Origin of the sequence: Arthrobacter sp. fls2-241-R2A-172 (assembly GCF_030208885.1) — a bacterium.
Taxonomy (GTDB): Bacteria; Actinomycetota; Actinomycetes; order Actinomycetales; family Micrococcaceae; genus Arthrobacter.
In genome coordinates, this window is sequence record NZ_JARVTB010000006.1 from 39,687 (window position 1) to 63,298 (window position 23,612).

Annotated in this window: 26 protein-coding genes and 1 pseudogene; 10 read left to right on the forward strand and 17 right to left on the reverse strand. The window is 60.1% G+C overall.

The window, feature by feature from the left end; all coding sequences use genetic code 11:
* Nucleotides 1-45: 45 nt before the first annotated feature.
* Nucleotides 46-273, forward strand: coding sequence for a hypothetical protein (locus QRM57_RS12220; RefSeq protein ID WP_284986807.1), 228 nt, complete (start codon nucleotides 46-48; stop codon nucleotides 271-273).
* Nucleotides 274-727: 454 nt separating this feature from the next.
* Here the strand turns inward: QRM57_RS12220 and QRM57_RS12225 are convergent, their stop codons facing one another.
* From QRM57_RS12225 to QRM57_RS12255, 7 genes are all read right to left on the reverse strand, one after another.
* The gene (locus tag QRM57_RS12225) at nucleotides 728-1,639 is read right to left on the reverse strand and encodes a hypothetical protein (protein WP_284986808.1); all 912 of its coding nucleotides are present in this window, start codon (nucleotides 1,637-1,639) and stop codon (nucleotides 728-730) included.
* A 74-nt stretch (nucleotides 1,640-1,713) separates the two neighbouring features.
* Nucleotides 1,714-2,223: a single-stranded DNA-binding protein gene (locus tag QRM57_RS12230; RefSeq protein ID WP_284986809.1), complete on the reverse strand. Its 510-nt coding sequence runs from the start codon at nucleotides 2,221-2,223 to the stop codon at nucleotides 1,714-1,716.
* Between the two features lie 20 nt (nucleotides 2,224-2,243).
* Nucleotides 2,244-2,396 (reverse strand): hypothetical protein, encoded by a 153-nt coding sequence (locus QRM57_RS12235; protein WP_284986810.1) that lies wholly within the window; start codon nucleotides 2,394-2,396, stop codon nucleotides 2,244-2,246.
* Between the two features lie 139 nt (nucleotides 2,397-2,535).
* Nucleotides 2,536-2,682: a hypothetical protein gene (locus tag QRM57_RS12240; RefSeq protein WP_284986811.1), complete on the reverse strand. Its 147-nt coding sequence runs from the start codon at nucleotides 2,680-2,682 to the stop codon at nucleotides 2,536-2,538.
* A gap of 62 nt (nucleotides 2,683-2,744) precedes the next feature.
* Nucleotides 2,745-3,371 carry a hypothetical protein gene (locus QRM57_RS12245; RefSeq protein WP_284986812.1) on the reverse strand — a complete coding sequence of 209 codons (627 nt, stop codon included), beginning with the start codon at nucleotides 3,369-3,371 and terminating at the stop codon, nucleotides 2,745-2,747.
* Nucleotides 3,372-3,444: 73 nt separating this feature from the next.
* Nucleotides 3,445-3,678, reverse strand: coding sequence for a glutaredoxin-like protein NrdH (nrdH, locus tag QRM57_RS12250; RefSeq protein WP_284986813.1), 234 nt, complete (start codon nucleotides 3,676-3,678; stop codon nucleotides 3,445-3,447).
* Nucleotides 3,679-3,837: 159 nt separating this feature from the next.
* A complete protein-coding gene (locus QRM57_RS12255) occupies nucleotides 3,838-4,446 on the reverse strand; it encodes a DUF6349 family protein (protein ID WP_284986814.1) in 609 nt (202 codons plus the stop codon).
* Between the two features lie 432 nt (nucleotides 4,447-4,878).
* Here QRM57_RS12255 and QRM57_RS12260 point away from each other — a divergent pair, with 432 nt between their 5' ends.
* Both QRM57_RS12260 and QRM57_RS12265 read left to right on the forward strand, forming a co-directional pair.
* Nucleotides 4,879-5,229 carry a hypothetical protein gene (locus QRM57_RS12260; protein WP_284986815.1) on the forward strand — a complete coding sequence of 117 codons (351 nt, stop codon included), beginning with the start codon at nucleotides 4,879-4,881 and terminating at the stop codon, nucleotides 5,227-5,229.
* Between the two features lie 22 nt (nucleotides 5,230-5,251).
* Entirely contained in the window at nucleotides 5,252-6,265 is a 1,014-nt protein-coding gene (locus QRM57_RS12265; protein ID WP_284986816.1) for an ATP-dependent DNA ligase, read from the forward strand.
* Here the strand turns inward: QRM57_RS12265 and QRM57_RS12270 are convergent.
* Entirely contained in the window at nucleotides 6,262-7,110 is an 849-nt protein-coding gene (locus QRM57_RS12270) for a hypothetical protein (RefSeq protein WP_284986817.1), read from the reverse strand. The two genes, QRM57_RS12265 and QRM57_RS12270, sit on opposite strands and share 4 nt — an antisense overlap.
* Before the next feature lie 166 nt (nucleotides 7,111-7,276).
* Here QRM57_RS12270 and QRM57_RS12275 point away from each other — a divergent pair, with 166 nt between their 5' ends.
* The 3 genes from QRM57_RS12275 to QRM57_RS12290 all read left to right on the forward strand — a co-directional run bounded on the left by QRM57_RS12275 (nucleotide 7,277) and on the right by QRM57_RS12290 (nucleotide 8,449).
* A complete protein-coding gene (locus tag QRM57_RS12275; protein ID WP_284986818.1) occupies nucleotides 7,277-7,609 on the forward strand; it encodes a hypothetical protein in 333 nt (110 codons plus the stop codon).
* Between the two features lie 285 nt (nucleotides 7,610-7,894).
* Nucleotides 7,895-8,293, forward strand: coding sequence for a hypothetical protein (locus QRM57_RS12285; protein ID WP_284986819.1), 399 nt, complete (start codon nucleotides 7,895-7,897; stop codon nucleotides 8,291-8,293).
* A gap of 9 nt (nucleotides 8,294-8,302) precedes the next feature.
* Complete coding sequence (locus tag QRM57_RS12290) at nucleotides 8,303-8,449, forward strand: hypothetical protein (RefSeq protein WP_284986820.1); 147 nt, start codon at nucleotides 8,303-8,305, stop codon at nucleotides 8,447-8,449.
* Nucleotides 8,450-8,516: 67 nt separating this feature from the next.
* Here the strand turns inward: QRM57_RS12290 and QRM57_RS12295 are convergent, their stop codons facing one another.
* The gene (locus tag QRM57_RS12295) at nucleotides 8,517-9,389 is read right to left on the reverse strand and encodes a DUF8370 family protein (protein WP_502868645.1); all 873 of its coding nucleotides are present in this window, start codon (nucleotides 9,387-9,389) and stop codon (nucleotides 8,517-8,519) included.
* Between the two features lie 526 nt (nucleotides 9,390-9,915).
* Between QRM57_RS12295 and QRM57_RS12300 the strand changes: the two genes are divergently transcribed.
* Nucleotides 9,916-10,572 (forward strand): M48 family metalloprotease, encoded by a 657-nt coding sequence (locus QRM57_RS12300; RefSeq protein ID WP_284986822.1) that lies wholly within the window; start codon nucleotides 9,916-9,918, stop codon nucleotides 10,570-10,572.
* Between the two features lie 49 nt (nucleotides 10,573-10,621).
* Here QRM57_RS12300 and QRM57_RS21065 read toward each other — a convergent pair.
* Nucleotides 10,622-10,738, reverse strand: a pseudogene (locus QRM57_RS21065) (SOS response-associated peptidase); the annotation flags it as partial.
* A 101-nt stretch (nucleotides 10,739-10,839) separates the two neighbouring features.
* Here QRM57_RS21065 and QRM57_RS12310 point away from each other — a divergent pair.
* A complete protein-coding gene (locus QRM57_RS12310) occupies nucleotides 10,840-11,655 on the forward strand; it encodes a hypothetical protein (protein WP_284986823.1) in 816 nt (271 codons plus the stop codon).
* Between the two features lie 41 nt (nucleotides 11,656-11,696).
* Here QRM57_RS12310 and QRM57_RS12315 read toward each other — a convergent pair whose 3' ends face one another.
* The 7 genes from QRM57_RS12315 to QRM57_RS12345 form a co-directional block, all read right to left on the reverse strand.
* The gene (locus QRM57_RS12315) at nucleotides 11,697-16,424 is read right to left on the reverse strand and encodes a helicase-like domain-containing protein (protein ID WP_284986833.1); all 4,728 of its coding nucleotides are present in this window, start codon (nucleotides 16,422-16,424) and stop codon (nucleotides 11,697-11,699) included.
* A 329-nt stretch (nucleotides 16,425-16,753) separates the two neighbouring features.
* Nucleotides 16,754-17,098 carry a TnpV protein gene (locus QRM57_RS12320; protein WP_284986824.1) on the reverse strand — a complete coding sequence of 115 codons (345 nt, stop codon included), beginning with the start codon at nucleotides 17,096-17,098 and terminating at the stop codon, nucleotides 16,754-16,756.
* A 319-nt stretch (nucleotides 17,099-17,417) separates the two neighbouring features.
* Nucleotides 17,418-17,717, reverse strand: coding sequence for a hypothetical protein (locus tag QRM57_RS12325; RefSeq protein ID WP_284986825.1), 300 nt, complete (start codon nucleotides 17,715-17,717; stop codon nucleotides 17,418-17,420).
* Nucleotides 17,708-18,352: an AAA family ATPase gene (locus QRM57_RS12330; RefSeq protein ID WP_284986826.1), complete on the reverse strand. Its 645-nt coding sequence runs from the start codon at nucleotides 18,350-18,352 to the stop codon at nucleotides 17,708-17,710. Before QRM57_RS12330 ends, QRM57_RS12325 begins: the two co-directional genes overlap by 10 nt.
* Before the next feature lie 145 nt (nucleotides 18,353-18,497).
* A complete protein-coding gene (locus QRM57_RS12335; RefSeq protein ID WP_284986827.1) occupies nucleotides 18,498-18,917 on the reverse strand; it encodes a hypothetical protein in 420 nt (139 codons plus the stop codon).
* 412 nt (nucleotides 18,918-19,329) lie between these two features.
* Nucleotides 19,330-21,018: a hypothetical protein gene (locus tag QRM57_RS12340; RefSeq protein ID WP_284986828.1), complete on the reverse strand. Its 1,689-nt coding sequence runs from the start codon at nucleotides 21,016-21,018 to the stop codon at nucleotides 19,330-19,332.
* A gap of 630 nt (nucleotides 21,019-21,648) precedes the next feature.
* On the reverse strand, nucleotides 21,649-22,002 hold the full coding sequence (locus QRM57_RS12345) for an HTH domain-containing protein (RefSeq protein ID WP_284986829.1): 354 nt from the start codon (nucleotides 22,000-22,002) through the stop codon (nucleotides 21,649-21,651).
* Nucleotides 22,003-22,219: 217 nt separating this feature from the next.
* Here QRM57_RS12345 and QRM57_RS12350 point away from each other — a divergent pair, with 217 nt between their 5' ends.
* Nucleotides 22,220-22,660 carry a hypothetical protein gene (locus QRM57_RS12350; protein ID WP_284986830.1) on the forward strand — a complete coding sequence of 147 codons (441 nt, stop codon included), beginning with the start codon at nucleotides 22,220-22,222 and terminating at the stop codon, nucleotides 22,658-22,660.
* Nucleotides 22,660-23,612, forward strand: a 953-nt coding sequence (locus QRM57_RS12355; RefSeq protein ID WP_284986831.1) for a CHAP domain-containing protein, incomplete at its 3' end; no start/stop codon positions are given. The genes QRM57_RS12350 and QRM57_RS12355, both read left to right, overlap by 1 nt.

Sequence of the window (23,612 nt, forward strand, 5' to 3'; positions counted from 1 at the left end):
GAAAACGAACGATTCCGTGCACGTCCTCCTGAGTAAGGTGAGGACATGACCCCGCCGGCACCGCTTGGACACGGAAAGCGCGGCTATCACGGGCACAGGTGGCTGCTGTCGCTGGCTGTCGTGTTCACCATCGCCGCAGCTGGGTCACTCCTGCTGGTCGCTACCGATCTGTTGATCGGCCGCCCGCCGGCAGGCGACCTGTTCGTTGCGTGCCTCAATGTCCTGGCCGCAGTAGTGCTTTGGCGAGAAGTTTCTAACCAGAGGTACACGTAGGGCCTGGCCGCAACACCTCACATCAGCACGTTCCTCTTCCCGAGGAAACTGCCAGCACGCTAATATCACCTCAGCCCCCGATGTCGGCGCGCAGCGGATAGGCCCTTTTCTCGTCGAGTAGAGGTGCCGTTACGTTCCGGGGTCGGAAGGTGGTCCGACATGGCTGAGAAGTCGTCGGGGAAATGGGAGTGCAACTGCCCGTGTCGGAACCGTTGGTGGCTCGCCATCCGGCTCGCATGGTCGGGAGCTCTCGCAACTGGGTTCTTCATCCTCCGCCACTTATTGGGTTGGGGGTAAGAAACCCGAGGGTGGGCCAGCGAACTGGCCTACCCTCACCTTCCTGACGTGTTCTGCTGGGTACACCACAGACTCAGATTTCCGGACGCTGAGGGTTCATGCTGGTGCCTTGCTCTCGGCTTGCAACAAAGATTCCGTGCGCCAGGTCCGGGAGGTCCTATGGAAACCACTTTTCCTCCTCATCGTCCTCGGCCTCCCGTTTCACTATCCGCTTGTACACGGCCTCCAACTCCTCTGTTACAGGTTCCTCGTCCGATATTCGGGCGATGTCGTACCTGAAGAAATTTGCGGTGGTTTGAGTCAGGGTCGGTGAGACAACCTCGCCCAGTATTGGGATCCCTTGACTTGTGTAATAGGTGGCGACATCAAGAATTTCCGCCACCCATCGAACCTTGCGGTACAGCTTCAAGGTCACGCCAACAGATGGCACGTATGTTGGAAGTGCCAGGTCCTCCCGGACTCTTTGGGAGGACGATTCCAACCCAGCATCGGCCAGCTCCGCTTCGATGGCGTAAACCATCGCATCCTTGAGGGCAATTAGGTCGCGTACTTCCTCTGGAACGGAAACCTTGGCAGCCAGCGCGGACCATTCATTGAAGGTACTGACCTCTGGGTTGTCCTTCCAAAGAGAGTCCAAGTACTCATATCGTCCGTCACCGTTAGCGAACCGCTCAACCATGTTTGTGAGTTCGGGATCAAGGTCATCCTCCGGTCTGGTGAGGTACTTCGCTCTCCCCATAGACATACCGGGTCCGGAAGGGACTAGCTCCTCAACAGCATCGAGCAACCCGCCGATCCTGTGATTGTATTTCTTGAGTTTTGGGAACTCTCCTTTGGCAGCGTAGCCGTTGCACGCGATAGCCAGCTTGCAAAGGCGCTCAAGCCCAGACGAGTAGGAGTACATGCCGACGTGGAGGGAATAATTCCGATCGTTTGAACGCCGCTCTCCCCCTAAACCCGGCTCCGTAGGTACAGAGCACAGCCGCCGAAGACCGGTAATTATCAGTTCAGTAGCGAACTGGGTCTCGGCCACCAGGCTGTCCCACATCAAGCGGCTCTCTACGGCCATGTACTCACAATCCTCTACTCACTTTGCTTGGCGTCGGGGCCAGCCTATCGAGCGGCCCGGATTCGCCATGACGCTTAGAACGGGGGCTCGGAGTCCGGGCCGTTGCCCCAGCTGCCTCCGCTTGTGGTTTGCGGGGTAGCCCATGGGTCATCCTGTGGAGATGCAGCGGCGGTGTTACTGTTGCCGAAGCCGCTACCTGTTTGGCCGTTTCCGTTGGAGCGTTGGGTTCGGTTGACCTTGGCGTTGGCGTAGCGGAGGCTGGGGCCGATCTCGTCTACTTCGAGTTCTATGACGGTGCGCTTTTCGCCTTCTTTGGTCTCGTAGGAGCGGGATTTCAGCCGCCCGCTGACGATGACGCGGGTACCTTTTGTCAGGGATTCAGCGACGTTCTCAGCAGCTTCCCGCCAGACGCTGGCCCGGAGGAACAGCGTCTCACCGTCTTTCCATTCGTTGCTCTGACGGTCAAAGGTCCGGGGGGTGGAGGCGATGGTGAAGTTGGCCACCGCGGATCCGCTGGGCGTGAATCTCAGCTCGGGATCCGAAGTTAAGTTTCCTATGACGGTAATGGTTGTTTCGCCGGACATGTTGGTGCCTTTCTCTCGGTTTAGAACAGTGCGTTTCGCGGTTTGATGTCGGGAATATCGCCGTACGTTGGCCACCCGCCCCCTTGTTCCACGGCGAGGAAGCGCTGTGTCTGGTCTCCGCTGATGGGCTTGCCTTCCTCAGCGTATTCGGGCTGGGAGTAGAACTCGCGCATCTCAAAAACGGTGGAGTTCCCGTGAGCTGACCATCCGGAAAGTTGCACCGGAGTGGTTCCTCGGGGTCCGGTCTCCCTTGTGGTGGTTCGAGGTATCCGGTGATCTTGGACGGAAAGCTGCTGTTGCGTGCCATGGTTCCTAGACTTCGATGGTGCCGATTTGGCGTACTTCGCTGAACGAGTGCGTGTGGCTTTCGAGCCAAGTGTGCAGCTCGTCCTCTGTGGTGGCTGCTTTGACCTTGGTCTTGCCCTGGTGGGAGTCGTAGACGGCGAACCAGATAGTCATGATGTCCTCCAAATTGGTGGCCCGGTACCAGGGGCTTGTGCCGTCCGGGTACCGGAGGCTCGTTAGTCTGCGGTGGGGATTCCTGCGGCGAGGAGGTCTTCCCAGATGCCTGAACCTTCGACGTCGGTCCAGTCCGAACCGGAGTGGAAAGCTGCGTGCACTTCCGGTGTCCGTTGGCGGTTTTCCCAGATTTCCAGTCCGCTCAGGGAGCCTTTGTCGTCCATGATGAGCCGGGTGGTCAGGTCTTCGTTGCTGGGGTCGCGGTAGACGGCTGCGATGTGGTGGTCATCAATATCGTGCAGTTCCGGCAGCTGCTTGCCGCAAACGAGGATGGGGTTAGCTTTGAGCAGCGTTTCTGCGTGCTGGTCTCCGTAGATGCCCGAGTCGATGGCTCGGCGGTCGAAGACCTGCGGCTCAACGTCCGTCACTTCGTGCTCGCGTCCGTAGGTCTTGGCGGTGATCGAGGGGAGCATCCCCGAGCCGTGCATGACGTCGATGTACTGGTGCAGCCTTGCGGTGGTGATCTCGGGGCTGTCGTAGTGTGCCTGGACCCACGATTTCAAGCCGTCGCGGCTGATGGTGACATTGGCTCGGAGCTCAAAGGATTCGCGGACGGTGATGGTCACGTCCAGCGTGTCAGTGGCAGTGGTGGCGCTGGGGCCGGCTGTCAGGGTGGTCTTGTTCTTCATGGTGTTCTCCTTGCGTAGGAAGGGTTGTTCCTGCCGGTGCTGTGTCCGCAGCTTGCAGGTTTGGTGGTTCGGGCTAAGCGGCCAGCTGAGCCAGTTCCTCGATCTTGTCTGGCCGGAATCCGGACCAGTGGTCGTGATCGGTGACAACAACGGGGGCTTGCATGTATCCGAGTGCCTTGATGCGTTCCAGTGCTTCGGGATCCTTGGTGACGTCAACCGTCACGTGTCCGATGCCCTTCTTGTCCAAGGCCCGCTCGGTGGCATCGCACTGTACGCAACCCGGCTTGGTGTAAACGGTGATCGTCATCTGTCTCAGCTCCATCGTGGCGTCGGTTCTGGTTTCGTTCGGCTGCTTGGTTTGATACTACGATAGTATCACTATGATACTACGCAATCTAGGTTTTTATGGTGTTTTTCCCGGGAGATATGGGAGAGGCGGAGTCTTTCGACCCCGCCTTCTCTGCGTCTATTTGGTGTTGTGAATGACTCCGATGTCATAGCCGCCCCATGGGCTGCGTCCGGGGACGTGCCGACTGCCCATCGGCTCCCTGAGTGTCCTCACTGGCGCGCCAGGGTATTGCCAGTCCGTGGGGTAGTCCTCGGGGATTTTGTACCCGTATCCGCCGCCGGGTTTCATGGTTGCCGTGACCAGCGGCAGCTCCTGCCATCCGGTCCAGCAGTGGTTGAGCATGTCTTCCACGGCGCTGTTCTCACTGTCATGAATACCACTCCACCAGTCGCAGTCGTGGCAGTAGATGCGGTACAGGAGGTCTCCCAGGCACATGCAGTTGGGGTTGCGCCAGTGCTCGTTGCATCGGAGGTCGGCGCCGCAGGTGAAGGTGCGGTGCGGGGAGCCGGGTGCCACGTTCCGGCCCGTCTGCCACTCATTCCACTGACGACTCCAGTTGGATACGCCGAGGAGGCCTTCGCTTTTGCCCCGGTAGGCGTAGGCCTCGTCCAGCTCGTCGGGGTGATAATGCCCGACTGTGAAGTGCAGTGGGGCCGTGGGCTTGTTTTCGAGTTCCAGTAGGGTTAGAAGGTCAAGCTGGCCGGTCAGCACGTCTGTTGCTGCCATGGTCCAATCTCCTTATTGCGTAGGGATGAGGGTCGCTTGGCCGGGTGGGTTCTGTGTCCGCAGAGCCCACCCTTTTCTATCCTCGCGATACTATAATGATATCATTATGATACTATGCATTCAAGGTATCGCTACTGTTTACAAGCACATGGAAATGCTTGTTTGTCGTTTCTGGTGTGGGCTGGGTGGTAGGTCTTGGGTGATCGCGGGGAGTACCCCTACGGAAATCCCCCTGCCGTATTAGAACTGTTCCGGCACTCATGGTTCCTGTGCCCGCCATGCCCGGCCCTGCGCGACCAGCGTGTGTCGTCAAGGCTGAAAAGAACCCGGCCCCGCTCCCACGGTGCGACCGCAACGCCGGTCTTGGACCATGGGAAACCGGGCCGCCCACAGACCGCCCCAACGTGGGGGCGATTCTGGTACAGTCTGAATATGTCTACTGAAATGAACGTTGAACAGGCCGCTACTGCTGCCATCAGCCAGGCACGACTTCTCGCCCACCAAGCCAATTTGGCTGCCGAGACCGCGATCAAGCAGGCCGTCACCCTGTTGCTGGATTCGGGGATGAGCCAACGGGTAGTCGCACAAGTAACTGGCGTCAGTAAGTCCAGTGTTGCTCGAATCGCCAAATCTCGTCCGCCACTTGGCGTTGCGGTCGGCCTACAGACAGACGCTCGTGTGTATGCGTTCGCGAACGAGTGGATCTGGGGCAGCCAGAAGAACGCCGCGGCAGTTTCCAATGAGTTGCTCCGTGCCGGCGAGGGCCAACACAGCGGTCAATAGGACCGCCGGTAGAGGGCATTCCGTGTACGAGACCATCCCGCCAGCTCTGCAACCACCGGTTGGTGTTGCTCTGGCCAAACTCATTAAGTCCTTTCCCGGTCCGCGTGCGTTGCCGGGCGGGCTTTGGATGGAGCCCAAATGGGATGGCTTTCGGGCTATAGCCCTTGTCGAGGCTGATCAGGTGAGGCTGTACTCCCGCCAAGGCAAGGAGCTGACGAAGGTGCTGCCTGATCTGGCTGAGGCTTTGCTGATGCAGGTTCCGCCCGGCGTGGTTCTTGACGGCGAAGCCGTGATTTGGAACGGGGATCGTCTGGACTTCGAGTCGCTGCAGCGGCGTATGGTCGCCTCAAGGGCGGCTTTGCCGGAGTGGGTTCGTGAGCTACCGGCTGCGTTTGCCGCGTTCGACGTGCTGGCCGTTGCCGGGCAGGACGTTCGAGGGGTTACGTTTACTGGACGCCGCCAGCTGCTTGAGGAATTGGCGCGGGAATGGACCGCTCCGCTGAACCTTTCCCCCACCACTGCGGATATGGAACTGGGTAAGACCTGGCTGCGGGATTTGCCGTCCACCGGGGTGGAAGGGCTGGTTTTCAAAGGTGGATCACAGATTTATGATTCGTCTCGGTCGTGGCTCAAGTTGAAGCACAAAGACACTTTGGATGTGGTGTGCGCTGCCGTCATAGGGTCAATGAGCCAGCCGCAGGCGATCATCGCCGGCCTGCCGGTCGATGGGACGCTGCGGATCGTCGGCCGCACGACGCTTCTTTCGGCGCGGGTAGGACGTGAACTGGGTCGCCAGCTCCGCCGGTCCCAGCCCGGGCATCCGTGGCCGGAAGAAATCAGCGAAACCTCTCTGAACAGATTCAGCAAAGACAAAGGTCCTGTGCGCCTAACGCTAGTTGAACCGTTCGTAGCCGAGGTGGAAGCCGACGTCGCTTGGTCCGGTAAATCATTTCGACATCCGTTGACTTACAGGCGTTCCAGGCCCGAGCTGGATCCCGCCGAAGTCGAGCTGCCCCCATATCTGCAAACCTATTAGGTCCCATCGCAGGCCGCGTTCAGCATAGCCACGGCTTGTGGTTCGTGAAGTGTCCCCCATTTTTGGCCGTCCCATCGCCAGCCAAGTCCGGACCGCTCATGGACCACCCATAAGTGGGTAATAGCGGAATTCAGCGACGGCTTGGCAGTAGGGGTCCCCCATGATTCATCGACTCCGGACGGTGCCTCGTGGCTGAGCGGGCGGCTAATGCTCCCATCTGTGTCGTCGTCCAACCACACAAACAAGTGGCGCTCCTTGGCGCCCGAACAGCACAGCTTTCTTATGTTGTCTTCTCTGTTCGGCTTATTGAGCTCGTTGATGAGTTCTACGAGGGAGCTGTTGCTGCCGCTCACCGGCCCGCCACCCCAAGGGCTAATTTGGACGGAGTGAGCATGCTCCGGGCAGTCCGGACGCTCTTCCAGGGGATGTGCCTCCGCGACGCCCGCATTCAATAGCGGTCCGTAGATATGCGAAAACTCGCCTTTGTCATGGACATGATCCCAGGCGTCCTGCTCGTTGTAGGATGTCAGCCCGGCCGCCTCCAGCTCAGCGACCAGGGGCTGAACCCTCTGCACAAGGTTTTTTGCCGGCCTGAGGACCTCAGAGAGGGTAACCACCCAGCAAGTCTGCAGACTCGCTTCAGAGCCCTCCGTCGCGGATTTCTCGAAGGTGCGGCGGGTGTCCTTCTTCTCTTCGTCGGTGACTCTCGTGACTTCCAGGGCGACTTTGCGATCCTTTGAGCGATAGTCGACCCCTCCAGTTTTGTCCGCGTGTTCGAGCTGGATCCCCAGCACTCTTTCAACGATCTTCTTCGCAGCGATTTCCTCCGGGCCTTCCTTGTTCATCGGCCTGTTCCTCTCGCGAATACGGGCAAGCTACCCGGCACGGTAATCGCACCCAATCGGGGGCGATGGTTATCCTGTCGTACCTCTCCCCCAGAATGGAATCAACGGCCAACCGGCCGTTTTTTCTTCGCGTGTCGATTCGAACATATATTCTAGTGGTGTGGTAGTGAATCCCGATCAAGCCAAGGCGTTGCACGCGAGGTATTCCAAGCGTGCGCAGCCGTTCGGGCTCACATTGGAAGAGCTTGACTTCAAGAATTTCCCTGCCCGCAACGAGTATCCGGGGATCCCGGTACGTGCGTGGCTGCGGTTCCCGAACTGCGCCGAGCTGGTGGAGGGTGAAGTGTTCGCCTGGACCGAGCGCGCGGTCGAAGTGACGTGGAAGGACGGGCCTTTGACGTACCGGACGTGGGTGTGGGCCTCGGCGGTTACTCGCCGTGGAGAAGCAATGAGCAGGAATCTAGGAGATCGCGTAAGCCGTGACAGCAACAGCGAATGAAATCACCCTGAACGTTGAGGTCGATGTGCGGTTCAATCCGACGGGGCGGCCTCTGGCCGTCAGGCATGATGGCCGGCTCTGGGTGGTCACGGAGGAACCGGTGCATTGGTTCGAACGGGACTCTTGGTGGTAACGCCGGACGACGGCACCGGTAGGCGTGGGGAACATCGTGGATATCGAATTTTGGCGGGTACAGGTCAAGCTTTCGGCTAACTCGGCATTGCGGACTTTCCTGCTGCGTCTGGATCCAGCGGCCCCGCAGTGGGTCTTGGAGTCCATCAGCTAGTGACTGCCAACCTTTACCGCTCTCCCGTCCCGGAGCAACTTTGGGACCGGATCCGCGAGGAGTTCACGCTCCCCACTCTGGAACAGGTCCGGGAACGCCTCGCGGCCGTGCACGAGGATCCCGAACCATCGATGAGGCAGCTGGTCCGCGTGTTCGTCGATGACCAGACGTACTGCCCGGGTTTCCAGTTCCGCACTGATTTGTCCCTCAGCCCTGTGGTGGTCAGGGTATTCGAAAGGGCGATGCAGCTGCGGATCCCACACAATTACTTCGCTCTCTGGATGATGGTCCGCTCCCCCGCCCTGCAAGGCCGGCGCCCGGTGGATCTGAAGGACGGCGTGGATCCGGCGCCCCTCCTCGCGGCCTTGGACCGCGTCCGAGCTGACGTGGCGGCCTAGGATATTGGGGTGAAAGTGATCTTGACCGTAGAGGCCGGCGACGGCGAACTCAGCCACGTCGATGCCGAAGGTGAGACGTATGAAGAAGCCAAGGCAGCCGCCGAAGCGGGTATCCCCGAAGGGTCCAGATCCATCGCCATCCGCACGTCTCGATAACTAGAGGCTGCGCGGAAGACTGGGCAGGTCTCTGGTGGACGTGCCCAGCCTCCGGCAGGATCCGGCCTTAGCTGGCCTTCGGCAGACCCCTCAAGATGCGACTGCGGGCCTCGTCTGCGTCAAGCGGAACATATGCCTGGTCTACTTCCTGCTGGTATTTCTGTACGTGATTGCTCACGGACATGTCCTTCAGGGTTCGTTCTGCGTTGAACTGCTTGATCTTCGGGTTATCGGCCTTGATCTGCCACTTGTATGGCTTATCGAGTTTCCCCTCCGGGGTGATGCTGGTTTGCTCGTCCTGAACCGCCTGAGTTGTGTAGCGGTTGTAGAACGGGTTGGGGTGCATCAGCGGCTGCCATGTCACCCAGCTCCGAGGAATCAGTACCAGCTGCTTCCCGCCGACGAACGGTAGCTGGCAGCTCCTGGTGGTCCAGTCGAACTTCTGAGGATCCCACAGCATCACGTCCTGCGTGGTGGTAGTGGTTGCAAGGGCGGGATATTGCCGCATCATGTCCTGCGTGAAGTCAACCAAGATGTCCATGGTCACCCGCGTAACCATGTCGGACATAAGGTCCCGGTCGACGCCATCCAGGAACAGCGGAAGGTGTTCGATTCGGGTCAGCGCTTGTTGCTGGCAAAGCGGATCGCCCAGAGCGGTCCAGAGGACTTTGCCAAGTCCATTTCCGAACCCCTTGCCGTTCGTGCCCGCAGCGGAGTAGCCCAGCCGGGTCTCCCCGGGTTCCCTCATTCGCTGAAGGATGGAAAGACCACGGGTCCTGTCTGCAAGTGACTGACTCTGGCGGAGCTGAATCAAGCCGGTGAAGAAGCTCGTCAGCTGGGCATGGGCCCGCACCCCGTAGGAGCAGGTGGTGTTGCGGATGGCACTGCCATCTGCGAACAAAAGGTTGTCATTTTCCACGTCAACGTCCAGAAAGGGCACGCTAGCGGGAAGGGCGTAAATATCTGTAAGGAAGGCCAAAGTGATCTACTTACTCCGGGTTTTCGGCCCGGGGGTTTGAACTGTTGCGCTCCCCGGAGGTACCGGAAAACGGGCAGCCTATGTGCATGACGATTGGACACAACGGCCGAGTCCGCGTAAGCTAGATCTATCGCCTGAACAACGATTACTGATCGAGCCCTGCTTGGACTCCTCCACCTTTGGAGGTAAGCCAGCGGGGCATTTCTGCGTTCCCTAAAACTGGCCTTAGAACTAACTTTAGCACACTTTTAAAGGCCCGCAACACGACACCCTCTCAGCGGCTCCCTAAGGCCCCTTGTGGCGCCTACCCGCTAGGCGTGTAAAGCAAGTACCGCGCGGTGATTATCAGCCCCTCAAATCGCCGTACAGCGCCTTTTGATAACGAAACGGATAATTACATTGATGTAGTTCGTTTCGGCCTTTTTGCCGTCCTTTCCGCCACAGGACCTCCCCGCAGATGTCAGAGGCTTGAGGAACGATGGGGTCCATGAACAGAGCAACCGTAGACAGACAGGCCCGCGAAATTGCCTTCCCGATTCTGGAGTCTCTTTGCAACGCAAGGGGTTGCCGTGTGCCTGATTTGCATATAGTCGAGTGTTTGCCCGGCGGAAGCATGACCACTGCCAGAGCGTCTAGGGTCCAGGGCAGCGGCACTATCGAGATTCCGGCGTCGCTCGTGCTTTCCTTGTCCCGGCCGGCGCTGAGCTACTTGTTGGGACATGAGCTGGGGCATATCGTCCTTAAACGATCCTTCGCAGTCCTGCTGCGTCGTGCTGTATGGGCTCTCTTCTGGGTTTTTGGGCTGATCCCCTTCGCCTGCGTGGCGGCAGCCATCAGCGGTGGCGGCCCAGAAATTTTCCTTATCGGAGTGGGATCCGTCCTCATGACAGTCCCAGTCATTGCCGTAGTAACCGCCCTCTTACGCAAGCATGAGGCAGATTGTGATCTGTTTTCGGTCCGACTAGAAGGGAACCTGGCGGGGGCGCTGGAGCACCTGGGAAATCATGCAGCAGCGGCAGAGCGCAAGAAGCCACAGACGCTGTGGGTTCGAATGCTTGCCCATCATCCCAGCGACGTTCGACGAATGGAACTGTTGCTCAGGCACGCCCGGAAGGCGGGATACCCGAACAGATCAAGGAACTAAACGAGCGTCTGCCCGGCTGTGACCGCACATCCTGACTCCGACCACTCCGTCAGTCGGCTGGCTTGATCAACTCCGGTCCGTTGTTGCGGACGCTGTTCACACGGGTACTGACGATCCTCGGAGTCAGAGTGGGTTCCGGCAAAGAATCCAGCAGATGTTGGACGTCGGACATACCGGACGACACATCGCCACGGACGCGGCGCTGGTGATAAGCGCGGCCTGGGATTAGGCCACGGTTTTGTCGGCCCTACGTGATAGGCAACGACTATGAACCTTGACGTCGCTGTAATCCTTGGTCTCGTCTCCGACGTGTGCATTCTTACGGTCCCGGTGGCGGGCATGGTCGCGGCAGGGGTCTACCTCTGGTACCTCATACGGCGTCGAATCTCCCCGATTCGATGGTTCGTACCGCGCCAGGTTGTTAGGGATTTCGGTTTCCTGGCGTCTGCTCCTGGCATGTTGGATCCGAGAGAGAAAGTGATCCTGAGTAACGCCTACATCGTTCTCCCGGTGCGGCTGGTCAGATGTGCGGTCTTCTGCATGGTCTATTCGTTCGGGACCCAGCTTGCAGCTGACGCAGCTGACGTGATTCCTGACTCGGCGTCGCTGAATTATCTGGCAGTTGGATTGTCGCTTCCGCTCCTACCAGCACTGTTGGTCCTGTTGATCTACATCTGGTGCGAAGGCCGGCTGTCCGTCGCTCGTGGCATGGACCCCGGAACTAACCTCTCCAGGGCGGCTAAGAAGTTGATCGCCAAACCTAGTAGTCAGCATCGTAAGCTCCTAGCTACGGAGGGGCGGCGCTTCCTTAAATACGCCAGTAAGGCGGGAGTTCCGGACACTGATCCACGCATAGTACGCATCACGATGTTCCTGGACGACCCCACCGTTAGCAACGTTCAGAGCATCCCGGCCACCGTTCATCTGACACTTGTTGACGTCGTTAATGAACGGTTCGCCACGAGTTCGTGGGAACTCAACAGAGTGGGCAAGTGGGCCGCCGTGGCCCTGTCTGCACTGGGTCTGGGCCTCCCCTTGATCGTCCAGCTGTTGCAGCTTGTCCAGGTTGTTCGTCGCTTCTAGCTCGCAGGTCGGCACCGCATCAGACCCGGCTCTAGTGGCGGTCAGCGCCCGTAATCGGCGTCTTGTTGCCTTCCTTGTTCCGGTGTTCGTTGCTGGGCTGTTGAGGCGACTGTTGCTGTGGCCACCGTGCTGGGTGGTTGCGGGAAGGATGCTTTCATGAGGCGTTGCATCTTCTCCAAACGTGGGTCGCTTTCGGGGGCGGCTTGGGGTTGTGATGGTTCTTCTGGTTTGGCGGCGTCGGCCATGAGCTGGTCGATGCGCACCGAATTCGCCTGGGCGGCTTTGAGCGCGGCGGCGTGCTTGAAGGGTTCTGCCAGTGCCTTCTCTGCTTGCTGGACGCGGGTGAGGGCTTCCTGGCGTCGTGCTTCGACGTCGGCGGCAAGCCGTGGCAATGAGGAGACCCTGTTTTCGAGTTGTCTGATGGTGCCCACGTCGGCTGCCAGTAGGCCCTTGCGGGATATCTGGGTAGTGGCCCTGGGTACGCCCTCGATGCGGACTTCTACGGTGGCGTGGTCCAGTTCCCGTCCGGGAACGAGCTTGGCCCGGAGTTCGTGGCCGCCGAGGATGGCGATGGTGCCTAGTTCGTCGTTTCCGTAGAGGTTCATGAGCCGGTGGCCTTGCCGTCCCGCCCATGCCCGGAGGGCTTCGGCGGCGTCAGTCCTGTTGTCGAGGGTTTGGCCGCCGATGGTGGCTTTGAAGGCATCCGCGGTGGTGTCCACGGTCCGTGCCACAGCGGAGTGGATCAACGGTAGATCCTGGGCTGCTGCGTCGGCTGCTGATTGTTCGCCGCGTTTGCTGTGGTTCACCGCGACGAGGTTGCGGTTGTATGCCCTGTCCAGGCGGGACAGGCGGGCAAGCTCTTGATCCGCGACGGCCTTTTCGAGTACGAGCGGGTTGCCGCTGGTGATGGCTTTGGCTTGGGCGAAGTTCAGGGTGTTGTCCCCGATGTCTTCGATTTCCCGGACGTCCAGACGCCCGCGCATGATCTGGTTGATGAACCGGGACTTCCGTTCCAGTCCCTGCCACATGAAGGAGTCGAAGGATTCCTTGGTGACCACTTGGGAGATGCGGACCTCGGGGTTCTGGTTGCCTTGGCGCAGGATGCGGCCGTGGCGTTGTTCGACGTCGGCCGGCCGCCATGGGGCGTCCATGTCTACAAGGTGCACGGCACGCTTTTGAATGTTCGTCCCGACACCCATTTTGGATGTCGACCCAACCAGCACGGCGATCTGGCCGGACCGGGCCGCTGCGAACAGCCGGCCTTTCTCGTTGTCGTTTTTGGCTTCGTGGATGAACCGGACCATGTGTTCGGGCACTCCCCTACGGCGCAGCTGGTCCTTGAGTTCGCCGTAGACGTTCCACTTCTCCGAGGGGGTGCCAAAGTCACAGAAGACCAGCTGCAGGGCACCACGGGCCGGTTCCGGTTCCCCGGTGGAGGGGTCGGTGTAGATGCGGTCTTTGTGTTCCTCGTACACGCTGGCCAGCAGGTCGGCTGTGGCGCTGATCTTGGTGGGTCCGTGCTGGAACAGTGCGGGATCCACAAGCCTCATATCCAAGGCGGCCTTACGGCCGTCCGAGGAGACTTTGAGCATGTTGTCTTCCTCAGAGGCAACAAGACGTTGCTGGATGGCATCGACACGGTTGCCGATGTCCTGAATGTACTCACGCAGTTCAGGGCTGGGGTCCACAACCAGCATGTTCGGTTGCCGGAGCCCGTCCCCGTCCCGTACGGCCAGGGTCGGGACCGGCAGTTTGAGGTCTTCGGCGGTTTTGACGTCGGCGAAAGTGTGGAACATCTTCAGCAGCTCGGGGACGTTTTGGAACTTCGCGAACCGGCTCTTGAGTTTGAACCGGTCACCGCCGGCTACGGAGAGTTCCATTTCCTCGACGACTTGACCGAACGTGGCGGCCCAGGTGTTGAAGTCCTGGATCCCAGTGGCCCGGAGCAGATCTGGGCGCAGGTAGCGCTGCATGACGTACATCTCCGTAACGGAATTCGCGATCGGTGTTGCCGTGGCACCTGTTATCACGCGTCGTCCTTCGCGTTCGCGCAGGTATTCGGTCTTCATGTGAAGATCGGATGCCCGCTGTGAACCTTGGATCGCGGCGCCGGGGATGTTGGACGGCGTGCGGAGGTTCTTGTAGTCGTGCAGCTCGTCCACGACGAGGTAGTCAATGCCGGTTTCCTCGAAGCTGATCCCCGGGTCGGCAGGGCTGTCGAGCTTGGCTTTAAGGACTTCCTCTTCGGAAAGAATGATCTTTTCGAGGCGTTTGACGATGCTGGAGCTGGCACGGCCGTTCTCTTGGCCGTTGTTCTTCGCCGCTTCAAGGTCCGCCCGCAATTGGGCGATTTCGGAGGACTTGTAGGCAGCTTCGGCTTCGGGGCTGAGTGTCACGCGCTGGAACGCGGTGCGGGTCATGATGACGGCGTCCCACTGGTTCGCGGTCGCGCGGGCCACGAACTGACGGCGCTTGTCCCCGGCAAGGTCAGCCGATGAAGCTGCGAGGATGCGCGCCTGGGGGTAAATCTGTAACCATTCCCGGGCGAACTGTTCGAGCATGTGGTTCGGCACGATCACGGCAGGCTTGTTGACCATGCCCAGTCGGCGCAGTTCCATCACGCCTATGACCATCTCTGCGGTCTTTCCGGCACCGACCTGATGGAACAGGCCAACAGCTGGTTCGGAGAGCATCCGCGCCACAGCTGCGCGCTGGTGCGGGCGTGGGGAGAAGTCCTTGGCCATGCCGGGCAGGGTCAGCCGCTCCCCCTCGGTGCTGTAGTCACGGAGCACGATGGAGTTGAAGCGGCGGTTGTACTCGCCAATGAGCCGGTTGGCCCGTTCTGGTTCCTCCCACACCCATTCGCTGAAGCGCTCTTGCAGCAGCTGAGCCTTCTCCTGCGCCGCTGCGGTTTCGGTGGGGTTCAGGACCCTGCGCTTGTCTTCGCCCTCGTCGGTGACACGCACGGGCCGTTGTTCGAGGACCTGTTTGAGGATGTCCGAGGCGGGCATCCGTTGGGTGCCCCAGTTGCTCGTGGCCGTCAGGGTGTGGCGGTTGGCTTTGACGTCCCACATGGACCCGGCCGCGTTGGAGACGGTGGCGTAGGGGTCGTTGAGGAGTTCCCGGACGAACGCCTGATGGGTTTCGGCGTCTATCCAGACAGCGCCAAGGCGTGCTTCCACTTCGTCCATGCGCAGCGGTTCCGGCACGGCTTCAGTAAGGGCGTGAACGTTCGCTTTGAACCGTTCGTCACTGAGCGCGGCGGCTTGGGCAATTTCGAGCTTTTCGCGGACGTTCCCGGAGAGGTATTCCGCCCGGGTCTGGAAGCTCTCGTCCGGGCCGGGCACCTGATAGATGTTCTCTCCCATGGCCGCCCGGGTTTCTTCGCGGCTGATGCCCAGCAGGGACGCGGCATAGTCCAGGTCAACTTCACCTACCGTGTCGAGGGTGACCGTGAGGGCTTCTTCGGCAGTATCGACACCAAGAACGGGACGGCGGGGTTGGACCTGTCGGCTGGACAGCAGCGCAGCGGGGCTGGCTGTCTGGGTGGCTTCGTCGAAGTTCTCCAGTGCCTTGACCAGGGGCCCGAACGGGTCGCGACCAAGGATGGACACGGCCCTGGGTGTGGTTCGGGCCTGGATGGGCTCCTGCGTCTCTTCATCCACACGTCCGGTGTCCCTGAGGGTGAAGCGGTTGATCGGACCATAGGTGTCCACGTACTGGCTGTACGCGGTTTTCAGTTCATCGCGCAGAGTGTCGATGTCGGCGGTGTCGTCGCGGCTGTCGGCTTCGGCGGTGAGGAGCTTCCGGCCAGCATCCCTGAGGCCGAGCAGGGCGCGTAGTTCAGCGGCCTGAGTTTTAGGGACGGGGAGTTCGGTGTGGGAGCCGTTTTCGACAACGGTAAAACCATTGTCGGTGGCGCTGATGTGGCCTTCCCATTCCTTGGCTGCTGCGGGGACGTAGGCGGCGCGCTGGCGTTCCTGCTCTTCGGTGCGAGCCGTGATGACAAGTCCTGCGGCCTTGGCTTCGGCCACGACGTCGCTCAGCGCTGAGTTCAGACGTTCCGGAACGGCGGAGAGGTCAGCGGTGGTCAGCTGCAGGGTTTCGGCCCCGTACATGCCGTGGGCCACGTGCAGCTCCCCCAGCAGACGCTCTGGGTGCTCATCGAAGTATGAGTTCAGGCGGGTGATGGTCCCGTCGATCCTGCGGGCGCTGACGGTCTCCCAGAGGGTCGAGGCCGGTTCCTTCCCGGCTTCCCTGCGGCGGAAGATCAACAGGTCGGTCATGGCGTCGGTGCCGGCTGCTTTGCGGTGGGAGCCGGTGGGCAGGCGGACAGCTCCCACGAGGTCGGCCAGCTGGTTCATTTCCCTGCGTGCTGCCGGGTTGGTGGCATCCAGGGTGAAGCTTGAGGTCAGCACGGCCACCATGCCGCCCGGGCGGGTCAGTTCCAGGGACTTGAGGATGAAGTGGTTGTGGATCGAGTGGCCGCCGGCGTTGTGGCGGGGATCGTGCAGCCTGACGTTGGCGAAGGGAACGTTGCCAATGGTTAGGTCGAAGTGGCCGGTGGGCAGCTTGGTGTCCGCGAAGGACTCCGCCCGGACGCTGGCATCGGGGTAGAGGGCCTGGGAGATGGCCGCGGTAGTCGGGTCCAGCTCGACACCGGTCATCTCCGCGTTCTCGGGGGCGAAGCCGATGAAGGTTCCGACACCGGATCCCGGTTCCAGCACAGTTCCGCCGTCGAATCCAAGGTCCTGCACCGCTGACCACATGGCCTTCACGTAGGCGGCGTCAGTGTAGTGGGCGTTGATCGTGGTGCGGCGGGCAGCGTCGTACTGTGCCTCGCTCAGGAGGCTGCGCAGGTGCTCACGGTCCCCGGCATATTCCTCACGGGTTTCATCGAAGATTTGGAAGACGCCTTGCGCTCCCCAACTCCCCCACCGTGCCAGCGCCGTCTTTTCGGCGTCTGTGGCGGGCCGGTTTTCGGTCTGCAGGGTCTGTAGTACCTCGAGGGCTTCAAGGTTCGCCCTGATGCGGCTCCGGGCCCCTGAGGGTGCCAGGTCCTCCTGCGAGGTGGGCCTGAAACGGTCCTGCGTGCCAGTTACAGTTGCTGGCGCAGCTCTTCCGCTTCCGCCATTGAGTTCAGGTACCGCTGTAGTTCCGGGTTGACGTTCTCGTCCTCCTCCTCCGTCTCCGGGGGCGAGAGCAGTTCGTACCGGACGATCTCCTCGGCTTGGTTCCGTGCTGCGTTCAACCGGCCGACCTTCTCCAGATACCCCTCCCCTTTCGGGTCCGGGCCCGCGATCTTGATCTGCAGCTCGTCCACTTGTTCCTGGGCCTGCTCCCCGAGATTCGTGAAGAATTCGTCCGGGTTCTGAATCTGGCTGTATTGGGTTGGGCTGGCTGTCTTCCAGGCTTCCTGAGCCTGCCTGCCGTACTTGTTCATTGCGGTCCTCCTCTGGTGCCGCCCACAGAGCGTCAAAGCTCAGCTGGCCATCGATTTGTTTCTTACGTCCCGCCATGGACTACTCCCCCTGGTGCCTCTTCTGGTTCGAAGGTCACGCTATCGGGGATTCACCCGGGTTACCTGTCAATAGGGCTGTTCTCGCGCGGGAGAGAGTCCACGTCCTCAATCGGCAGTGAGGTGAGTGAAACTACCCAAGTATCGTGGTGATATCGCGTTGATACTTGGGCTCTGGTCCGTACAGAGCAGTCCTGTGGTATCGGTTTTCTATCATTCTGATACTGCCGTGATACCGCGCAAGTCACTGGCTTCGGCTGGCGCGTCGGCGCTCCAGTTCGGGCCAAATGATGGATTCGAGGAGCTTTTGCTGGCTGCGCCTGTCGGCCTCGGCTTCTTCTTTGAGCAGCTGCTTCTGGTAGTCGTTGTACCGGAACAGGATTCCCTGAGGACCAACGGCTGCATTGGGATCGAGAGGGGCTTCTTGTACTTCCGGCGCATAGCCGCCCCTGCCGAATTCTTCGGCCTTCTTTGCTATGACGTCCTCGTCCGTTGTTCCTGTCGAGGGGGAGACGGGTCGTGCGTCGCGCTTCTTTATAGGCATCCTTGGATCTCCTTTACCAGTACCTGTACTTCTGCTTTCGCCTTTGCGTTGGCCATCTCAATGACGCCTCGGCCTGTCGGGATGCTGTCGCGGTAGGCCTTCCTGATCTTCAGCGCTGCGTCGATCAGGGGGAGCTGCGGGTAGTCCCGCAGGTAGTCCTTGGCTTCATCTTGTTCGGTGGCGTTCGAGTCTGTGGGCACCTGTGTGAGGAGGACGAACGCTCTGAGTTTGGGATTCATGTCCTGAGCGGCCTCGATCAGTCCGGCCATACCGGGAAGTGTGTCCAGATCGAATTGGGATGGACGAGTAGGGATTATCATGAGGTCCGCCACCGTCATGGCTGTCCGCATTTCCTGACTGTCGTGGCCCGGTGCATCGACGATCACGTAGTCATACCGGGTAGCGAGGTCCTTCAGGGCCTCGCGAACATTTCCGGTCTTTTGGATGGCGTGGACGCGGGGGAGTGAGTCGTCTTCCGCGCGGTCCTGCGCCCACGTCGAGGACGACTCGGTGCTTTTATCGCAGTCAACGATCAGGACGTCATGGCCCAGGCGGGCAAGTTCGGCCGCAACATTGATTGTTGTCGTTGTTTTGCCCGGCCCGCCCTTCTGGCTGCCGACAAGAACTACTGGCATGTCTTCCTCTCTAAGAGATCAAGTGTTGATGCCTTGATATCAAGGCGATTTGGTTTCAGTCGCAAGACGATACTGTAACAGTATAATTGCGGAACTATTTTGATACTAGCATCAAAATAGTATCAAAGTGAAACTAGGTGAGCACTTAGCGCGTGTTCTGTTGTGCCGGCCGCGCCTCGCCCGAGTTCTTGGCCTTGAGTTGGGAGACTCGTTGGGTGGAGATGCCTAGCATGCGGGCTACTTCGGTGATGGTGAATTGCTGGCTGAGTTCCGCGACAACGGAGCGCGATTCGGACGCGGCTTTCGCGGAGAGCTCCTGTGCCTTTTCAGCATCTTCCCGGGCTTGTGTCCAGCGGTGCATGACGTCCCCGGGCGGCCGTAGGGTGACGTTCACTTTGACCTCATCGGGGTCAAGGTTGAGTGCAATGGCTGCGAGGTCGGTTGCCATGTCCTGGATATCCTTTGTCCTGCTGGCCTGGGTCACTCGATCAAGCTCGTGGATATGGATTTCCCACCATTTGCCTTCCTTGTGGGCGACGGCTTCGAGCTCTCGCTTTATAGTCACGTTTTCCTCTCACGCTTCCCTGTGCGGGTCATTAGGGAACCTGTAGCCATACTAAGCCCCTCTAGGAGAAGTTTTCCAAGTGGCCCTAGGAGGAAATTTGGAATGCCGGGAGTACTTGTGTCGATATGTGCGCTTGCGACGTGGGGAATGGTGCTCGTCGCCGTTGCCGCCTGTGGTGATCCCGCCCGTGCCCCAGTGTTAGCCCCCTGAGCGCCTTAGCGCCCAGCTAAGGGAGAGCCGCTCCTGTGCCTCGCATGCCCCGGCCCGCGCGGCCAGTGTGTGTCGTCAAGGCTGAACAGCCTGGCCCTGGCCCTGGCCCCACGGTGGGACGGCAACGCTACGTCTTGGACCATGGGAAACCTGTCCCGTTGTGGCCTGTCCGGTTCAGAGGAGGATCAGATGCTTAGGTCGTTTAGGCCGCGATCCACAGTGCAGTGTCGTCGCCCGGGGGGAGCCAGTAGTCTTCGCGTTCGGCGTCGTAGAGGTCCGTTTCGTTCATTTGCTGTTCGCGGAACCGGTCGAGGTAGGCGTGCCAGGCGGCGCGTTCGTGGCGGTTGCGGCTGATGTGGGCCTGGTAATCGTCCAGCACCCCGAGGCGTGCGGCTAAGTTGGTCAGGTTCACAGTAGTGGTCTTCCAATGGCGGCCGTGGCGTTTAATCATGGCCAGGGCTTCCATCTCTGCCAGTGCTTTGGTGGCCGCGTTGCGGCTGATGCCGGTTGTCCGCACGATTTCTGCTGTGGTAGGGGAGTGCCGGCCACGCTCAATTGCTTCGTAGATCAGTGCTGCTGCGTCTCCGAGGGCCCGGAAAACGGGGCGTACAGCGTGGACTTGTCCTTTGCGCCAAGTGAGGTCACGGGCAAGCTGTTTATAGTGCTCTGGCAGCTGAATGACGTAGACGTCCGCTGACTTGTGTCGTGCGTCAGCGACTTTAGCCAAGATGCCGTCTGAGGCTTTGGCCAGAATCGGTAGGAGCCGGGCAATGGTGACGTGGTGTTTACCCATGGCGACAGCGAGGGTCCGGCAACCGACGTCCAGGATGTCCGTCTGCATGGTCCGCATATATCCGAGTAGTCCGCGCATCAGGAGCCTTAGGCCGAGGCTTTCGCGGCCGCGTGTTTGAAGGCGATGATCCAAGATCGCGTAGACGATGTTTTCCAGATCATTCACGAGCTGGTGGATTGCGGCGGAGCTGGGTTTGAGTGCCCCCCCTGTGGTTTTGGTGGGGCTTGTGTTGTTAATAAGTGCAGTCTTTTCCCCTGCTTTTCGGGGAGGGCCTTTAGTCGCTGTCCGGTTGGCCGTAAAAGACTGGGCTTTTGCCCACTCGGTGGGTAGCAGGCGTTCCTGCTTCGTGGTTGTGCCGTACAGGCCGGCGAGGCCGGCGAACTGGCTGCCCAGTTCGTTCTGGACCTGTTCACGGGTCCAGCCGCAGGCTGCGAAGTGGTTCAGGATGGCCATGCGGGCTTCTGATGGACTTTTGTAGCGGGCTGTGTCGTAGAGGCCGGTCCGGGCAACTCTGCGTAGCGGTGCTTCGCTACCCGCATCTGTGGGAAGTGGCCATGCAGCTGTAGAGCGTTGAGCGGTGATCATCTTGGACTCACGGGCTTTTCGCGCACGATTGCGGGTCAGCTCTGGTGCCAGGGCGGCTTTGAGGGAATGGATGGCGCCTGGGGAGTTCCTGCGGCGCAGGACGTCGTAGGCCTGGTGCAGGGGAGTAATCAGGGTTTGGTGGCCACCGGACTTGTGCGCGGATCCTGGAACACGGATGCAGCCGTCCGTGACGTTCTGGTGCGGGCTTGGGTCAAGGCTCGTGGCCACCAGCGAAAGTGCCTCCACAAGTTCGCGGGCCTCGGTCGCCTCCATGCGTTCCTGCAGCGGGATGTACATGTGCCGGCCGCCGCTGGGGGAGAAGTCCTCGACAAAAGCCACGCCGGTTTTCCCGAGCATCGTTGCCAACTGCGCTGCGTCTGCGTCTACGACGTGTTTGAGGGCCTTCGATGTATCGAGGTCCAGGCAGAGGGTGGCTACTCGGCCATCTGAGCCGTGAAGGGTTACGGCTGCTGGGCGGCCAGGAAGCGTCCGCGTGATTTTGGGGGTATTCATGGGACGCGGGTATTGGAACTTCTGACCGATCCAGCGCCCGAGCCTGTATGAAGGCTCACCCGCAATCAGGGAAGCAAGGCTCCATGCCTGCTCAGGCGCGATCGACACGCCGACACTCGCGAATACATGCGTTGACGCGGTAACCGGTTCCGGTACCATAGACAGCAGTTGCCTTTCGTTCTCGAAGGTACGAAAAAGGGAGCTACCTCGTAGAGGGAGCTTGAAAAGTTCAGATCGGGTCCCGCCAAGAACGAGATCTGAACGCAATACTTGTTGAAGGCCCGCCTAGTGCGGGCCTTCGTAATTTAAGACGCTTCCGCCAAAGGCAGCACTCCTTGGTTTCCTAGCATCCAAGGAGGAAGACCTCCGTCGGGTATGTCCTTTCGCACGTGGTCAATGATCGCTTCGAGAATCACTGCGCTGGAGACTCCTGCCCTATCGGCCAGGTTGTCGATTAGTTCTTTGCGCTCTTCTTCGATCGCCCACCCAAGACGTACAGGGTTGAGCCGTGTGCCTCGGGGGAGTCTGCGAGCTGCCATGAAAACTACTTAACTATGTATGTGTCTTTCGCTTGCGTAGCGACACGCCCAAAGGCGTCAATGTTGTGCCGTTAAATGCGACATGGCAAGGCTATCGCCCCCGCAGAAACTCCAAGTACGTCTGAATGGCTTCTTCTCGTGCGTCCACATTGAGCTTATAGACGCGCCAGCGGTCTGATTGCCCTTTTCCTTCTGCCTGCTCCGAGGTGACGCCGCCCTGTGTCTCAATTTCCTTGAGATATCTCCAGACGGTGCGGTAGTCCACGTCGAGATCGCGTCCAATCACGCCGGAAGTGGCTCCCTCGGGGTGTTGAGCGAGGTATCTGAGGATCGATGTTCGGAGTGCATTGACTCCGAGCATGTTCAAGGACTCCTCCGTGAGGGCTGGAATCGCGAGTGGGACATATTTCGGCACCTCTCTATTCTCTACTAACTGTGCACTCACGATGATATGCCATATAATGTGATAAGACGAGGTAAGGGCAAACGCTCTTACCGAAACGGGAGTGATCTACTCCACAGGGGGTCGCGTGACAAGCACTTTCGCGGAATTCCGTGGACAATACGTGTTGGTCCAACGTCTGGATTATCTAGACAGGTGTTCTATTTTTGTCACCCGGACCTGGTACTTGTGGAAATGATGCCCAGGGGGAGGGACAGGTATGAGTACGTTGTTACCGTTCGGCACGGAATGGCCGATGCATGGCGAGCTGCGCGAACGAGCGTTGCAGGAACGCGGAACATTCCGTTCATGGGTCGCCGGACTTGACGTCCCCGACCGGCAGACGCTGGTTTTGAATGAACTTCTGGAACTGATGGATGAGCGCGAGTTCGTTGAGGGCCGCGCCGCCTGTGTCACCTATGAGGCAGAGCTTGCCCGACGCACCGGTCTTGGGGAATCGCTCCAAGATGTCTTGGCTGAGCTGAAAAAAGCCGGATTACTCACATCCCACCGAGCGGCTGAGGTTTTCCCCGATGGACGCCCCGGGGTCGTGCTGCGCATTCGCCGCCCCGATATCGTCCTGACCGTTGAATCCGCCGGCTCCCTGTGGATTCAAGACTCTTGGGTCCGCCGCCACGGCCGTAACCGGGGCCCCTCGTGATGCAGCGGAAGTCGCTGGGCCTTGTGGCCCTTATTGCCATCCCCAGTCTGTTCTTTGGGCTGATCTTCTCATTCGTCCTCCTGCTCGCTCCGGCGAAACCTGCTGCAGCTGACTGCGGCTCGGTGTCCGTTGCCGTTGACGGCAACACGAAAGTCGATGGGTATTCCGCGGAGCAGCTGAAGAACGCCGCCGCTGTCATGGGGGCCGGTAAAGCGCTGAACCTCTCCGTCAAGGGCCAGACCATCAGCATCATGGTGGCCCTGGGGGAGTCAGGTCTGCGCGTGCTGGACTACGGCGACGGTCCCGGCCCGGACTCCCGTGGTCTGTTCCAGCAGCGGGACAACGGCGCGTGGGGTTCCTACACGGACCGCATGGACCCGACCATCAGTGCCACGAACTTCATCAAGGCGCTGCAGGCCGTACCGGGCTGGGAGCAGTTGGACCCGACCATTGCCGGGAACAAGGTCCAACGCAACGCCGACCCGTACCACTACCAAAAGTACTGGCCCGAGGCCGTGAAGATCGTCCAGGCGCTCTCGGATGGCAAGCTCTCGGTCGAAGGCGGCGACTGTGGGATCCCGGGTAAGTCTGGGGCCGGGGATGACTATCCGTGGAAGGACTCTCCGACCTGGATGCGGGTCGGGGCAGGATCAGCGGCGGCTTCGCCTTTGGGCATGTTCTACCGCGAATGCGTGGACTTCGCCCTCTGGCGGGTCAACCAGCAGATGGGTTCGACCAGTGCACCGTTCAAGTTCCTCAACGGCAACTTTCGCCCGGACGGTCAGGGTCTCGGCTCGGCCGTGACGTGGAAGGTCGGCTGGGACGCCAAGGGCTGGCCCTCCGGCAAAACGCCCCGCGTCGGTGCAGTGGTTTGGTACTCACCGGGCACCGGGGGAGCGGACCCGCAATACGGCCATGTCGCCGTGGTCAAGGAAGTTAAGGACGACGGGAC